Genomic DNA, 13,521 nt, shown 5'->3' on the forward strand with positions numbered 1-13,521 from the left:
CTGCTCGGGCTGCGGATCTTCGAAGCCTGCGGTCGAACATCGCCGACCTGGGTGAGGAGCACGGGCACCGGGTCCTACGCGTGCACGGCAAGGGAGGCAAGGTCGTGCTCGTCCCGCTGCCACCCGCGGTGGCCCGAGCCATCGACCGGGCCGTCGACGAGCGCATCAGCGGGCCGATCCTGCGCAATACCCTCGGTGTTCGGATGGACCGGCATGCCGCCACCCGCCGGCTCAAGCACCTGGCCCACACGGCGGGGATCCGGATGCCGAGGATGCACCCACATATGCTGCGGCACACCTTCGTGACCACCATGCTCGACGCCGGCGTCAGCCTGCGTGACGTGCAGATCGCCGCCCGCCATGCCGATCCGCGAACCACCATGCGCTACGACCGCGCCCGTAAGAACCTCGACCGGCACCCCAACTACATCCTCGCTGCCTACATGGCCTCTGGAACATGATCAGCCGCTCACGGCTCTGCCGATGACCGGAAGTTGGGTGGCTGCATGGGCAGCGTCCTCCTAGGCTCCGCGATGTGGATGAATCAGAAGATCCCGTGACCCTGCGCCCCTTGGAACTGCAGGACGCCGATGTGATCGCAGAGTGGGCAGCAGACCCCGAGTTCTGTCGAACTGCTGACTGGACTGCCGACCTGCCCTTCACCGAGCGCCAGCGCTTTCACCAGACTCTCATCGAGTCACCTCCCCCCGGCCTGATCAGACTGGGGGCGATCCACGGAGGCCTCCTCGTCGGCTATGTCGATCTCCACGGCGACGAGCCCCACCGACGTGAACTGGGGTTCGTAATCGGCGAGCGAGGTCGCTGGGGTCGGGGGCTTGGGCGCCTCGCCGGGGCTGCAGCTCTCGACTACGCGTTCGACCACCTAGGGCTGCAGCTGGTCTGGGCTGAGGCCATGGATGCCAACCGGCGTTCCGTCCGCATCCTTCAGCGCCTCGGTCTGGTCGAAACCGGCAGAGGCGACGAGGGTACTTTCCTCGGCCAGCCGACCCACTACCGACGGTTCGCGATCAGCGCCAGGGACTGGTGCGGTGGAACGCACTGAAATGCCGCAGATAGTGAAAGCTGTGACGTGCCCGTGCCCGTGCCCGTGCCCGTGCGCGGTGCTGAGGTGAGGTTGAATGGCCCCCGTGCCAAGCATGAGTCGGTCCCGGTACGCCGGCGTTCTCGCACATCACGACGACAAAGTCGTTCTCGTGTACGAGGAGTACCCACGGTGGGGCGGCCCCTACTGGAACATCCCGAGCGGGCGGATCGAGGACCACGAGACGCCGTTTGAGGGCGCCTGTCGAGAGTTGGCCGAGGAGACAGGTCTGGTGGTCGCAACCGCGGACCTCGTTCTTCATGGCACGGCGGCGGTGACCGGAGCAGTCACCGTCAGCCGGGTGTGGAACTTCACCGTCGACGTGGTGGATCCGACCCTGCACGTCCGCGACCCAGATGGTCTGGTTCAGGAGGCCCGCTGGTTCCCCGTCGAAGAAGCAAGCCGCTTGCTTCATGAGTTGCCCTACCGGCCGCTGTCGGAGCCGTCAGTTGCGGTCCTCACCCGTCAGGCTCAGCCGGGCGCCCATTGGGCGTATTCCGATCCGGAAGCGGAGCCGGTTGTCACCTACCCCAACGGGTGAAGGACATTTGCCACGTCCCTGTCCTGCTGATGACCAAGATGCCCCGAGACCTTGCTGGACCGCGGCGACGAGCCCCGCGGACGGACTACAGCGTGTTCGCCTCCCGAACCGTTCTCGATCTGTCGTTTACCGGATCTGCCGCAGACAACGCGCGGGTCGGCGCCAATCGCCGCTCGGTAAGCACCAGCGCCGACTACGTTCGTTAACCGGGAACAGCGACAGTCAGCCCGTGGGTGGGGCCAGTTATGGCCGTCCCGGTGGAGACCATCTCGTCCGTCATAGCCAGCCATCCCTGTCGCAGCAACCCGAATGATCCCAGCGAGAGACAGGGCAGCGGCCAAACTAGCAGCCAGTCGGCGAGCATGTGCGACAGGTCGCGGACCGGGACACCGTGCCGGCAACGCGGACCAGGCCAATGACCAGTGCCGGGGGAGCGACTCGTAACGGCGCAGGTCATGGCACAGGGTCTACGCCCGGCGCTGCCGGAAAATCCCTCTAGGATCTGCGCTGCGCAGATCCGCCACACTCGGCCTGCTGGCGGCCTTCGGCTGGCATTGGCCGGCACGGCGGACCTGGGTCGATGTCGATCCTAATCACCGAGGAAGCGGAGGCACAGGGCCTCGCTGTCCCGACATGTTTCGGCCACGCGTCGTACCTCACTCAGGATCTGCTCCTCGCCCGCACCTTCTGCCCGCTCGGCAAGGAAATCCAACTCGCTGAGGAACTGAGGCATCTCGACCGACGTGAGTTCCAGCAGACCGTACGGGTCGATCCGGTCCAGCATCGGCGTCCTCCCGCGATGCTGGACCCGCTCCAGCGCCGATGCGAGGCGAAACTGAACGTCGCCGATCAGTGCTACCCGCGACTCGCGACGTCTTCGCGGGCTCGTGCCCTGCTGTTCGACTCGGATCAGTTCAACATCGACACCCACCTGCGGAGTCTAATATGACCGCCCGGGTTCGTTATGTAGATGCCGGTTGATGGACGAGCTGTCCGCGCGGCGGTGGCGGCTGGCCCGCCGCGCATGACGCGGGCGTTGTCCCGCGCCTTCCGTCGGATGGGTGTGCCGGCCACGTCGATCCACCACGAGGAGTTCGACTTCCGCTGATCCCAGCCGCGAGCATCCGTACGATAGCGTGCGGCCCCATGGGATCCGTGGACCTGGTCTTGGCCGTCGTGGCCGCCGTGGCCAACCTGGCCGTCGCCGCCGTGCTGCTCGCCAGGAGCCGTGGCGGCACGGCGGTGCCCCGGATCTTCGGCCGCCCGCAGCCCTTCCCGCGCCTGCGGGCCACGATGCACGCCTGCCTGGGGCTGGGGGTGGGCGTCGGCTGGCTCGTCAAGGACATCTTCCCGCCCCACTCCACGGCCGACGCGGTGCTGTTCAACGTGGTAAGGATCCTGCTGGTGGCTGGCCTCGTCACCGCCCTGCTGGGTGCCTTTCAGCACGCGCGATCCATCCGTGACAAGGCCGCCCGCTAGTGCGGTGGCCGCTATGTCGGGGAACGCCTGATGTTTCCGACGTGACCGAGGATCTTTGCGGCCATGATGACACCCGATGCGAGGTGGTTCGGCCACGGCATGGTGCTGATCATCGCGCTCGGCAGGTCACTGATTTGTTGCCGGAGCTGGAGGAGGTGACGTCGGACCACCTCGACCACCCGGCGCCGCCACACTGGCTGCCGATCCGCAGGCCCTCGCCGTCGCAGCGCGGGTCCCGCTCAGTCGAGCGCCGACTCACCGCCAGGGTAGGCGAAGGACGAGCGTGGTGAATAGAAGCCCCAGACGATTTCGAGCGGCTCAGCGGGGCGCAGGGCGTAGACCGAGTGGCCGGGTGCCAGGAACTCCACCGACTCGATCTCGAAGGGGTCGACCGGCTCCGCCACGAAGGGGTAGTTCCCGCTCACCAGCCTGCCGCCGAGTTGAGTGAGGTAGCGGAGCTGTCCCCGGTTCACGGCATCACCGGTGCGGCCGACCCGGGCCGTCGTGCGGATCACCGGTACGCCGTCCGCCTCCGTGGTGGCGACCAGCCGGTGCCCCCTCACCTCGATCGTGGTGGTGCCCGCGCTCGCCGGCGCGCCCCGGGCGGCGGCGTAGTCGCGTACCACCGGGCTGGAGTTGAAGTAGTGCGTCCACCAGCGGCCGGGGGTCACCCCGTCCGGGGCGTCGACTCCAGACAGGTCCGGACCGAGATACGTCAGCGAGTATGCGCCGAAGCCGGACGTCTGCGCGGCGTCGTCAACGACGTACTGGTTCATGAAGACCTGCCGGTTCGGGGCGGGCTTGAGGCCCTCCGGCACCAACGCGGCAACCGCGTCGGGGTCGGCCGGAACCCAACCGAAATAGATCATCCGGCTGTTCACCACGAGCTGCGGTGCGGTGAGCTCAGTCACGAGAACCCCTTCCACGCATCCGATCGGTTGCCACGACGCTACGTGCCGCACGCCGCATAGACACCGACGGATTGGCGACACCGGGGGCGCCGGCAACGGTCGCACCGACCGCCGTTTCCGATCGGCCTTGGCGGTGGTCCTGATCGGCTCGGTGACGCGTGAGCGCATCGAGGTGGTGGCCGATCCGTAGGCCCTCTCTCGGCAAGCGCCGCCGCGGCTGTCGCCACCCTCGCGAACGAACTGAGGACATCCGGGTGAACCCCGTCAATCCGGGGATGGTCAACACCGAGATGGCGATGAACGAACGCCTGCTGAGGCGTACATCCCCGGCGTGGAGACCCCGACCCTCGCGGACGAGGTCAGGCGCGCTGGGCGAGGGCGTCGACCAGACGGCGTGCCGAGCCGGCCAGGTTCCACTCGCCGGCCAGCTCCAGCAGCCGGTCCGGGTTGGCCGGGGCGCTGGGCAGCGCGGTGGCCAGCTCGGGCAGCGGCACGTCGAGGGCGACCCGGACCACCTTCGGCGCCACGGCCAGGTAGTCCCGCGCGGCGGCGAGCTTGGTGCGCAGCCCGGGGGCGAAGCCGGAACCCGGCTCGTCCAGGGCGGCCAGGATGCCCGCGATGTCGCCGTAGCGTTCCACGAGCCGGGCGGCCGTCTTCTCGCCCACGCCAGGCACCCCGGGCAGCCCGTCGCTCGGGTCTCCGCGCAGGGCGGCGAAGTCGGCATACCGGGCGGCCGGAACCCCGTAGCGGGACCGCACGGCGGCGTCGTCGCAGTCCTCCAACTTGGCCACGCCCCGCCCGACGTAGAGCAGTCGCACCGGGCGGGCGTCGTCGACGAGCTGGAACAGGTCCCGGTCGCCGGAGACCACCTCGACCGGCGCCGGCTGGGTCACCGACAGGGTGCCGAGCACGTCGTCGGCCTCGTAGCCGGCCGCGCCGACGTGGGTGATGCCGACGGCGTCGAGCACCTCCAGGATCAGCGGCACCTGTGGGCTGAGCGTGTCGGGCACCACCTCGCCGCCCTCGGGAGCCAGCCGGTGCGCCTTGTACGACGGCAGCAGCGCGACGCGCCACTCGGGTCGCCAGTCGTGGTCCATGGCGCAGACCATCCGGTCGGGCCGGCGGGTGCGGATCAGGGCCGCCAGCATGTCGAGGAAGCCGCGCACCGCGTTGACCGGGCTGCCGTCGGCGGCGCGGGCCGCGGACTCGGGGATGCCGAAGAAGGCCCGGAAGTAGAGGCTGGGCGCGTCGATGAGCATGATCGGGGGTCGCTGTGCCACGCCCGACAGCCTGGCACACCGCACCGACGTTCGGGGGGTACGGCACGGCGGGGACAGCCCGGCGGTCAGGGGCGCTCGTCGCCGGAGTAGAGCGTCTCGCGGCGGGCCAGGTACTGCACCGCGTAGCTCGTGACCAGCAGGGCGACCGCGAGCGCCACCTCGATCCAGGCCGCCGTACCGTCGGCGATCGTCAGGCCGACGATCAGCAGCACCAGGCCGGCGACCGCGAGGATCCCGGACCAGAGCAGGCGGCGGCGGCGCGCCGCGGCGCGGGCCGGGTCGTTCGGTGCCACGGCTGTCGCTCCTCTCCGCCGGCGAGGCGCTCGCGGCTCCAGGCTATCGGCGCGACCGGCCGGTCGTGCCGGAACCGTGCTGCGAGCGCCCCGACGAGGGGCGCAGACTGGCCGGTGTGACGTTCGTTCCCGGCCTGACGCTCGGCCGACGGTTCCACGACGAGGTGCTCGCGCCGATCCTGCGCCGGCGCCTTCCCGGCCTGCGCTACGCGGCCGGCCTGCTCGACGGCGGCTCGGAGCTGCTCGGGCTGGACACCGCGCGTTCCACGGACCACGACTGGGGGCCGCGGGCGCAGCTCTTCGTGGCGGCTGCCGACGCGTGGCGGATCCCGCGGCTGCACGCCGCGCTGGACGCCGACCTGCCGGCCGACTTCCTCGGCTGGCCGACCCGGTTCGCCGGCCACGGCCGCCTCGGCGTGGTCGACCCGGCGGGCGTCCGGCACGGGGTGAAGATCGACGAGCTGGTCGGCTGGTGGCGCGACCGGCTCGGCTTCGACCCGGCCGCCGGGGTCACCACAGCCGACTGGCTGGCCATCCCGACCCAGCGGCTGGCCGAGGTGACCGGCGGCGAGGTCTTCCACGACGGCCTCGACGGGGCGCTCACCGGGGCGCGGGCGGCGCTGCGGTGGTACCCGGACGACGTGTGGCGGTACGTGCTCGCCGCCGGGTGGACCCGCGTCGCCCAGGCGGAACACCTGCCCGGCCGCTGTGCCGAGGTCGGCGACGACGTCGGCAGCCGGATGGTCACCGCCGGGCTGGCCCGGGACGTGATGCGGCTCGGCCTGCTGCTGCGCCGCCGCTGGCCGCCGTACGACAAGTGGCTGGGCACGGTGTTCGGCCGGCTGCCCGGCGCGGGGCCCGTGGTCGCGGCCTTGGCCGACGCGCTGGGCCCGGGCGACTGGCCGCGCCGGGAGGACGGGCTGGTCCGGGCGCTGGAGGCCGTCGCGGCCTGGACCGACGACACCGGGCTGGCGGCGCCGGTGGGCGCCCGGCCGCGCCCCTTCCACCGCCGGCCCTTCCTGGTCCTGGACGCCGGCCGGGTCGCCGCCGCGCTGCACGCCGCCGTCACCGACCCGGCCCTGCGCGGGCGGCCGCCGGTCGGTGCGGTCGACCAGTTCGTCGACAGCGTGGACCTGCTGACCCACGCCGACCGGGCCCGCCGGCTGGCCGGCGCGCTGCCCGTCGTGCCGGACGGGTCGGGCTGAGCGCGGGGTCGGGCCGTCAGCGGCCCGCCGGTGCGGGGCTCGCCCGGCGGTCGTCGGCCGCCCGGTCGTAGTCGGTGAGGTCGCGCAGGCGCCGGACGGGGGACAGCAGCAGCGCCAGGGGCGCGCAGGCCGCCGCGAACGCGAAGACCAGCAGGGTGGCGCGGGTCCCGGCGACGCCGGCGAGGGCGCCCGCGAGCAGGCCGCCAACCGGGATGGCTCCCCAGGAGACGAACCGGACGGTCGCCATCACCCGGGAGAGCAGCTCGGGCGGGCTGGCGATCTGCCGGTAGGTCCGGGTGGTCACGCTGAGCACCACGACGCCGGCCGCGAAGACGACGTTGCCGACCGCGAAGGCGACGTACGCCGGCCAGCCGGTGCCCCAGGGGACGACGAACGCCCCGCCGACCGACACGAAGCCGGCGACGACCAGGGCCCGGGCGGTCCCGATCCGGGCGGTGATCCGGGACGTCAGCGCGGCCCCCACGAGCGATCCGATGCCCTCGACGGCGAGCAGCAGGCCGACCAGACCCGCCGGGGCGTGCAGCTCGCGCACCAGGTGCAGCGGGTAGAGCGCGAGCTGCGCCCCGCAGACGAAGTTCACCGCCGTCGCGGCCCACATGCCGGGGCCCATCACCGGGTGGTACGCCACGAAGCGCCAGCCCTCGCGGATCATCTCCCCGACCGGCGGCCAGCGGTCCGGCGCGTCGACGCGGCGGGCGGGCAGGGAACGGAGCAGGGCCGCCGAGACGAGATAGCCGGCGGCGTCGACGAGCAGGGTCGGCACCGCGCCGAGCGCCTGCACCGCGAGGCCGCCGAGCGGCGGCCCGCCGAGCTGGGTGGTGGCGTGCGTGGCGGAGGTCAGGCTGTTGCGGGACTGTAGTTGGTCCCGGTCGACGATGCTCGGCAGGAAGGTCGAGTTGGCCACGTCGAAGAGCACCGTGGCGAAGCTGACCACCAGCGCGGTGACCACCAGGTGGGCGACGGTCAACCGGTCGGACCACCACGCGACCGGCACCGACGCGACGGCCAGCGCGCGGGCCAGGTCGGCGCCCACCTGCGTCCCGCGCAGCGGCAGCCGCTGCGTGACGACGCCGGCCGGCAGCCCGATCACGAGCCAGGCGACGTAGCTGGCCGCCGCGATGAGGCCCATCTCGAACGCGGTGGCGTCGAGCACCGTCAGCGCGGTCAACGGCAGCGCCACGGCGCCGACCGCCGACCCGACCGCGCTGGTCGTGCCGGCGGCCCACCACCGCCAGAACACCCCGGCTGCATGCCCGACGCCCATGTCGTCCGCCCCCGTCCGCGAGCCAGTGAGTTCCAATTTGAAACGGACTATAGTCGAGGGCGACGGAGCGGGCGGGGGTGGGATGTGCGGCGGGCCGACCTGGCGGACGCGGACTGCGGCATCGCGCAGGCGCTGGGCGTCCTCGGCGACTGGTGGACGTTCCTCATCGTGCGCGAGGTCGCCGGCGGGACGACCCGCTTCGACGCGCTCCACCGCGAGCTGGGCGTCAGTCGCCGGGCGCTGACCGAACGCCTGGCCGGGCTCGTCACGCACGGCGTGCTGGAGCGACGGCCCTACTCCGCGCACCCGCCCCGCTTCGACTACCTGCTCACCGCCAAGGGCGAGGGCCTGCTGCCGGTGCTCATCGCCCTGCAGGACTGGGGCACCCGGTACGTGATGGGCGACGGCGACCTCACCGCGACCGCCGACGCCGCCTCCGCCGAGGCGCGCCGCGTGCACGACCTGGTCGGCCGGCGGCTGCCCGACGTCGTCCTGCCCGGGCACGACGGCCGGCCGGTCGCGCCGGCCGACGCGCGGGGCTGGAACGTGCTCTACTTCTTCCCCGGGGCGTTCGCGCCCGGGGCACGGGCCCTTCCGCCGGGCTGGGGGGAGATCCCCGGCGTGGCCGGCTGCACGTTGGAGTCCACCAGCTACGCCGCCCGGCACGCGGACTTCCGGGCCGCCGGCGCGCGGGTCCTCGGAGTGAGCACCCAGCGGCCCGACCAGCTCGCCGACTTCGTGGCGCACGCCGAGCTGCCCTTCCCGCTGCTGTCCGACCAGGACGGCCGGCTCGCGGCGGGCCTGTCGCTGCCCACCTTCCGCGCCGGCGGCGTCGAGCGGTTCAAGCGCCTGACCCTGCTGGTCGGCTCCGACGCCGTCGTCCGCGCGGTGCAGTTCCCGGTGACCGACCCCGCCGGCTCCGTCGACGAGATGCTCGCCCTCGTCCGCCGCCGGGCCGCCCTCTGAGCGTCCGGCCGGGCAGCGCCCGTCGGCGCGCCGGGCCGCCGCCCGCGCCTCGTCCGGGAGCGCCCGCCGGAGCGTCGGGTGGGCTGGGTCGGCGCCCGAACGACCGTTAAGCTGACCGGTGTGGGATCCGAGAAGCTGTACCCGCCGCAGCGGCTGGCCGCCGCGCAGCGCGCCACCGCCGCCGCCGGGCTGGACGCGCTGCTGCTCACCCCCGGCTCAGACCTGCGCTACCTGACCGGCTACGACGCGCACGCCGGCGAGCGCCTGACCTGCCTGGTGCTGCCCGCCGAGGGCGAGCCGACGCTGGTCGTGCCCGCCCTGGAGCGGCCGGCCGCCGAGGCGTCCCCGGCCCCGGCCACCGGCGTGCGGATCGTCGACCACGCCGACGGCACGGACCCGTACCCTCTCGTCACCGCCGCCCTCGGCGGGCCGGTGGCGGCGGTCGGGCTGGCCGACCGGATGTGGGCCGAGCAGCTTCTCGCCCTGCGCGCCACGCTGCCCGGCGCCACCCAGCGGCTGGCCTCCGAGGCGCTGCGCGAGCTGCGCATCCGCAAGTCCCCGGCGGAGGTGGCGGCGCTGGCCGAGGCGGGCGCGGCGATCGACGCGGTGCACGACCGGATGGGGGAGTGGCTGCGGCCGGGGCGCACCGAGACGGAGGTCGCCGCAGACATCGGCGCGGCGATCCGGGCCGCCGGCCACGTCACCGTCGACTTCGTGATCGTCGCCGCCGGCCCGAACGGCGCCAGCCCGCACCACGGCACCTCCGACCGGCCGATCGGCGCCGGCGAGCCGGTGGTGGTGGACATCGGCGGCACCATGCCCTCGGGCTACCGCTCCGACTGCACCCGCACCTACGTCGCCGGCGGTCCGCCGCCGGCCGAGTTCGCCGAGTACTACGAGGTGCTGCGTGCCGCCCAGGCGGCGGCGGTGGCCGCGGTCCGCCCCGGAGTGACCGCCGAGGCCGTCGACGCCGCCGCGCGGGAGCCGATCGCCGCCGCCGGCCACGGCGCGGCGTTCCTGCACCGCACCGGCCACGGCATCGGTCTGGACGGCCACGAGGAGCCGTACGTGGTGGCCGGCAACGCCCGCCCGCTGGAGGCGGGGATGGCGTTCTCCGTCGAACCGGGCATCTACCTGGCGGGCCGGCACGGCGCCCGCATCGAGGACATCGTCGTCTGCACCACGGACGGCGTGCAACGGCTCAACACCACCCCCACGGAGCTCATCGCGCTATGACTGTCGACCGGATCCTCCCCACCGACGAGGCCCACGACCTGCTCGACCTCGCCACCGAACTCGCCGACCGGGAGCTCGCCCCGAAGGCGGCCGGGTTCGAGGAGCGCGCCGAGTTCCCCCGCGAGGTGCTGCGCACCCTCGGCCGGGCGGGCCTGCTCGGCCTGCCGTACGCCGAGGAGCACGGCGGCGCCGCCCAGCCGTACGAGGTCTACCTGCAGGTGCTGGAGATCCTGGCCAGCCGCTGGCTCGCGGTCGCCGAGGCGGTCAGCGTGCACACCCTGTCCTGCTACCCGCTCGCCCAGTTCGGCACCGACGAGCAGCGCAAGCTGCTGCCGGACATGGTCGGCGGGGAACTGCTCGGGGCGTACTGCCTCTCGGAGCCGCAGGGCGGGTCGGACGCGGCCAGCCTGACCACGAAGGCCGTGCGGGACGGCGATTCCTACGTGGTCACCGGCACCAAGGCGTGGATCACCCACGCCCGGGTCGCGGACTTCTACAACATCTTCTGCCGCACCGGCGGGCCCGGCCCGAAGGGCATCTCCTGCCTGCTGGCCGACCGGGGCACGCCGGGCATCGCCCCGCAGGCCGCCGAGCGGACGATGGGCCTGCACGCCTCGCCGGTGGCACAGGTCGCCTTCGACGACGCCCGGGTGCCGACCGAGCGGCTCATCGGCGGGGAGGGGATGGGCTTCACCATCGCCATGTCCGCCCTGGACTCGGGGCGTCTCGGCATCGCCGCCTGCGCGGTGGGGCTGGCCCAGGCGGCACTGGACTACGCGGTGGGCTACGCGAAGGAACGGCAGCAGTTCGGTCGGGCGATCATCGACTTCCAGGGGCTGGGCTTCACCCTCGCCGACCTGGCCACCCAGATCTCCGCCGCCCGGGCGCTGATGCTCTCCGCGGCCCGGCTGCGCGACGCCGGCCGGCCGTACTCGATCGAGGCGGCGAAGGCGAAGCTGTTCGCCACCGACGTGGCGATGCGGGTCACCACCGACGCGGTGCAGGTGCTCGGCGGCGCCGGCTACGTGACCGACCACCCGGTGGAGCGCTACATGCGTGAGGCCAAGGTGCTGCAGATCGTCGAGGGCACCAACCAGATCCAACGGCTGGTCATCTCCCGGGCGCTCGCGAAGGGCTGACGGTGCCCCGACGGGCCGGCACGACGCGTACGCCGCGTCGTGCCGGCGGGGGCGCGTCGTCGCAGCCGGGCGGTTTTCCCGGTAGGTTGCACGCCGTGGAGGAGATCGACCGCGCCATCGTCGCCGCACTGACCGCTGACGGTCGGCTGTCGTACACGGATCTGGCGGAGAAGGTGGGCCTGTCGGTGTCCGCGGTGCACCAGCGGGTGCGCCGGCTGGAGCAGCGCGGCGTGATCAAGGGGTATGCCGCCCGGGTCTCCTTCGAGGCTCTGGACCTGCCGCTGACCGCGTTCGTGGCGATCCGGCCGTTCGACCCGTCCCAGCCGGACGACGCCCCGGAGCGGCTGGCCCACCTGCCGGAGATCGACTCGTGCTACTCCGTGGCGGGGGAGGACTTCTACCTGCTGCTGGTGCGGGTGGCCAGCCCGACCGACCTGGAGCGGGTGCTCCAGGAGATCCGGACGGCGGCGAACGTGACCACCCGCACGACGGTGGTGCTGTCGACCCCGTACGAGAACCGGCCGCCGAAGATCAGTGCCGAGCTCCAGGCTCGGGCGCGTTCCCGCTCGGCGGGGGAACCGGCTGGTTCCACCGCTGGATGACCCGCCGGCCGTGCTCATGACCGAGCACGCTGACGGTGGCGGTGTCCAGCCGCAGCAGCCCGCCGGCCGACGGCGGCAGGCCGACCCAGCGGGCGCCGAGCACCCGCAGGCTGTGGCCGTGCCCGACGAGGGCCACGGTGCCCCGGTCGAGCAGCGGGTGGACCCGGGCGAGCACCCGGTCGACGCGCTCGCCGACCTCGCTGGGGGACTCCCCGCCGGGGCAGCCGTCCGCCCAGAGGTTCCAGCTCGGGTGGTCGTCGTGGATGTCGGCGGTGGTGCGGCCCTCGTAGTCGCCGTAGTGCCACTCGGCGAGGTCGTCGTCGGTGCCGGTGACGGGGAGGCCGGCGAGCTGGGCGGTGCGCAGCGCCCGGGCCCGGGGGCTGGTGAGGACGGCGGCGACGTGCCGGCCGGCGAGGAACCCGCCGAGGGCGCGGGCCTGCCGCTCGCCGTCGGGGGTGAGCGGCAGGTCGGTGTACGAGGTGTGCCGGCGGCTGGCGCTCCAGGTGGTCTCGCCATGCCGGATCAGCAGGATCTCTCCCATTCGTCCAGTCAACCAGAAGCCCGTCACTCCCGTTCACCTAGCTTCCTAGGACGCCATGGAGGGTGTGCGCCCCACCACCCGACACAGCCGAGGTTTCCGGCTGCCGGGTGCGGGCACGCAGTCGGACGAGGGCACGGAGGGGCCGGCCCGGCGCAGAGGCAGGGGAGGCGACATGAGCTTCACCGACAAGGCGAAGAACAAGGTCGAGCAGTTGACCGGCGCGGCCAAGGAGCGGATCGGCGACGTCACCGACAACGAGCGGATGCGGGGCGAGGGCGCCACGCAGCAGAGCGACGCGCGTGCCCGGCAGGCCGGCGAGCGCATGAAGGAAGCCGGCCGCGACGCGAAGGACGCCTTCACCCGGTGACCCGTGCGCGATGACGGACCCTGGCGCGCATGCCGGGGTCCGTCATCGCGCACGGGGAACGGGCCCGGTCGCAGCTTCCAGCCCAGAACGCGGCCTGAGGACTGCGGCCTGGATCTGGGTGGTGTCCGGCCCGTAGCGTGCCATCCGTTTGCTGACGGTCGATGGCGCCACCGGCGTCAGGTTGATCAGCAGCAGCCCTGCTCGTCGGAATCCGGGCAGGCGGCCGGGTCTACGGTCAGCACGAGACCGAGCAGGTCCGCGAGGGCGTGCGCCAGCCGGGCGTCGGCCAGCTCGTACCGGGTGCGGCGGCCCTGCGGCGCCGCGACGACCAGGCCGCAGCCGCGCAGACACGACAGGTGGTTCGACAGGTTCTGCCGGGTCGTGCCCAGCAGTTCGGCCAGTTCCGCTGGGTATCCCGGCCCGTCGCGCAGCGCCAGCAGCAGCCGCGCCCGGGTCGGGTCCGACAGGGCATGACCGAAGCGGGCCAACACCTGCCCGTGCGTCAACGTCTCCACGCTGCGGATAGTACACCCAGTGATGTACTGATCGAGGTGGCCGCCGCCTACGGCAAACC

The 13,521-nt window shown here is 72.9% G+C and carries 16 protein-coding genes and 1 pseudogene; 10 read left to right on the forward strand and 7 right to left on the reverse strand.

Going from position 1 to position 13,521, the window contains the following annotated elements; all coding sequences use genetic code 11:
* Positions 1-17: 17 nt before the first annotated feature.
* The 3 genes and pseudogenes from ACGFZ2_RS03940 to ACGFZ2_RS03950 all read left to right on the forward strand — a co-directional run.
* Positions 18-461 (forward strand): annotated as a pseudogene (locus ACGFZ2_RS03940) (tyrosine-type recombinase/integrase); the annotation flags it as partial.
* A 95-nt stretch (positions 462-556) separates the two neighbouring features.
* Entirely contained in the window at positions 557-1,063 is a 507-nt protein-coding gene (locus ACGFZ2_RS03945; protein WP_393450246.1) for a GNAT family N-acetyltransferase, read from the forward strand.
* A 94-nt stretch (positions 1,064-1,157) separates the two neighbouring features.
* Positions 1,158-1,643, forward strand: coding sequence for an NUDIX hydrolase (locus ACGFZ2_RS03950; protein WP_393449906.1), 486 nt, complete (start codon positions 1,158-1,160; stop codon positions 1,641-1,643).
* Between the two features lie 589 nt (positions 1,644-2,232).
* On the opposite strand, the gene ACGFZ2_RS03955 is transcribed toward ACGFZ2_RS03950, so the two are convergent.
* Positions 2,233-2,574: a hypothetical protein gene (locus ACGFZ2_RS03955; protein ID WP_393449909.1), complete on the reverse strand. Its 342-nt coding sequence runs from the start codon at positions 2,572-2,574 to the stop codon at positions 2,233-2,235.
* A gap of 215 nt (positions 2,575-2,789) precedes the next feature.
* On the opposite strand from ACGFZ2_RS03955, the gene ACGFZ2_RS03960 reads away from it, so the two are divergent.
* Positions 2,790-3,122: a hypothetical protein gene (locus ACGFZ2_RS03960; RefSeq protein ID WP_393262007.1), complete on the forward strand. Its 333-nt coding sequence runs from the start codon at positions 2,790-2,792 to the stop codon at positions 3,120-3,122.
* A gap of 239 nt (positions 3,123-3,361) precedes the next feature.
* Here ACGFZ2_RS03960 and ACGFZ2_RS03965 read toward each other — a convergent pair whose 3' ends face one another.
* The 3 genes from ACGFZ2_RS03965 to ACGFZ2_RS03975 all read right to left on the reverse strand — a co-directional run bounded on the left by ACGFZ2_RS03965 (position 3,362) and on the right by ACGFZ2_RS03975 (position 5,606).
* Positions 3,362-4,033: a hypothetical protein gene (locus tag ACGFZ2_RS03965; RefSeq protein WP_393449912.1), complete on the reverse strand. Its 672-nt coding sequence runs from the start codon at positions 4,031-4,033 to the stop codon at positions 3,362-3,364.
* A 359-nt stretch (positions 4,034-4,392) separates the two neighbouring features.
* The gene (locus ACGFZ2_RS03970) at positions 4,393-5,292 is read right to left on the reverse strand and encodes a 5'-3' exonuclease H3TH domain-containing protein (RefSeq protein WP_393262611.1); all 900 of its coding nucleotides are present in this window, start codon (positions 5,290-5,292) and stop codon (positions 4,393-4,395) included.
* 86 nt (positions 5,293-5,378) lie between these two features.
* Positions 5,379-5,606: a hypothetical protein gene (locus ACGFZ2_RS03975; protein WP_393262002.1), complete on the reverse strand. Its 228-nt coding sequence runs from the start codon at positions 5,604-5,606 to the stop codon at positions 5,379-5,381.
* 116 nt (positions 5,607-5,722) lie between these two features.
* Between ACGFZ2_RS03975 and ACGFZ2_RS03980 the strand changes: the two genes are divergently transcribed.
* Positions 5,723-6,811, forward strand: a complete 1,089-nt coding sequence (locus ACGFZ2_RS03980; protein WP_393449915.1) for a DUF4037 domain-containing protein — start codon at positions 5,723-5,725, stop codon at positions 6,809-6,811.
* A 16-nt stretch (positions 6,812-6,827) separates the two neighbouring features.
* On the opposite strand, the gene ACGFZ2_RS03985 is transcribed toward ACGFZ2_RS03980, so the two are convergent.
* Positions 6,828-8,096 carry an MFS transporter gene (locus tag ACGFZ2_RS03985; protein ID WP_393450249.1) on the reverse strand — a complete coding sequence of 423 codons (1,269 nt, stop codon included), beginning with the start codon at positions 8,094-8,096 and terminating at the stop codon, positions 6,828-6,830.
* An 84-nt stretch (positions 8,097-8,180) separates the two neighbouring features.
* Between ACGFZ2_RS03985 and ACGFZ2_RS03990 the strand changes: the two genes are divergently transcribed.
* The 4 genes from ACGFZ2_RS03990 (at position 8,181) to ACGFZ2_RS04005 (ending at position 12,039) form a co-directional block, all read left to right on the forward strand.
* Positions 8,181-9,062, forward strand: a complete 882-nt coding sequence (locus ACGFZ2_RS03990; protein WP_393449918.1) for a winged helix-turn-helix transcriptional regulator — start codon at positions 8,181-8,183, stop codon at positions 9,060-9,062.
* A 120-nt stretch (positions 9,063-9,182) separates the two neighbouring features.
* Complete coding sequence (locus tag ACGFZ2_RS03995) at positions 9,183-10,298, forward strand: M24 family metallopeptidase (protein WP_393449921.1); 1,116 nt, start codon at positions 9,183-9,185, stop codon at positions 10,296-10,298.
* A complete protein-coding gene (locus ACGFZ2_RS04000) occupies positions 10,295-11,437 on the forward strand; it encodes an acyl-CoA dehydrogenase family protein (RefSeq protein ID WP_393261991.1) in 1,143 nt (380 codons plus the stop codon). The genes ACGFZ2_RS03995 and ACGFZ2_RS04000 overlap by 4 nt, the downstream gene beginning before the upstream one ends.
* A 95-nt stretch (positions 11,438-11,532) precedes the next feature.
* Entirely contained in the window at positions 11,533-12,039 is a 507-nt protein-coding gene (locus ACGFZ2_RS04005) for an Lrp/AsnC family transcriptional regulator (protein WP_357461989.1), read from the forward strand.
* On the opposite strand, the gene ACGFZ2_RS04010 is transcribed toward ACGFZ2_RS04005, so the two are convergent.
* Positions 11,969-12,580, reverse strand: coding sequence for a histidine phosphatase family protein (locus ACGFZ2_RS04010; RefSeq protein WP_393449924.1), 612 nt, complete (start codon positions 12,578-12,580; stop codon positions 11,969-11,971). The genes ACGFZ2_RS04005 and ACGFZ2_RS04010 overlap by 71 nt on opposite strands.
* A gap of 172 nt (positions 12,581-12,752) precedes the next feature.
* On the opposite strand from ACGFZ2_RS04010, the gene ACGFZ2_RS04015 reads away from it, so the two are divergent.
* Positions 12,753-12,947 carry a CsbD family protein gene (locus ACGFZ2_RS04015; protein WP_393261983.1) on the forward strand — a complete coding sequence of 65 codons (195 nt, stop codon included), beginning with the start codon at positions 12,753-12,755 and terminating at the stop codon, positions 12,945-12,947.
* Between the two features lie 185 nt (positions 12,948-13,132).
* Here ACGFZ2_RS04015 and ACGFZ2_RS04020 read toward each other — a convergent pair whose 3' ends face one another.
* Entirely contained in the window at positions 13,133-13,462 is a 330-nt protein-coding gene (locus tag ACGFZ2_RS04020) for an ArsR/SmtB family transcription factor (RefSeq protein WP_393449927.1), read from the reverse strand.
* Positions 13,463-13,521: the final 59 nt, after the last annotated feature.

The sequence above is a fragment of the Micromonospora sp. NPDC048063 genome (assembly GCF_043202855.1).
In the GTDB taxonomy this organism is placed as follows: domain Bacteria; phylum Actinomycetota; class Actinomycetes; order Mycobacteriales; family Micromonosporaceae; genus Micromonospora.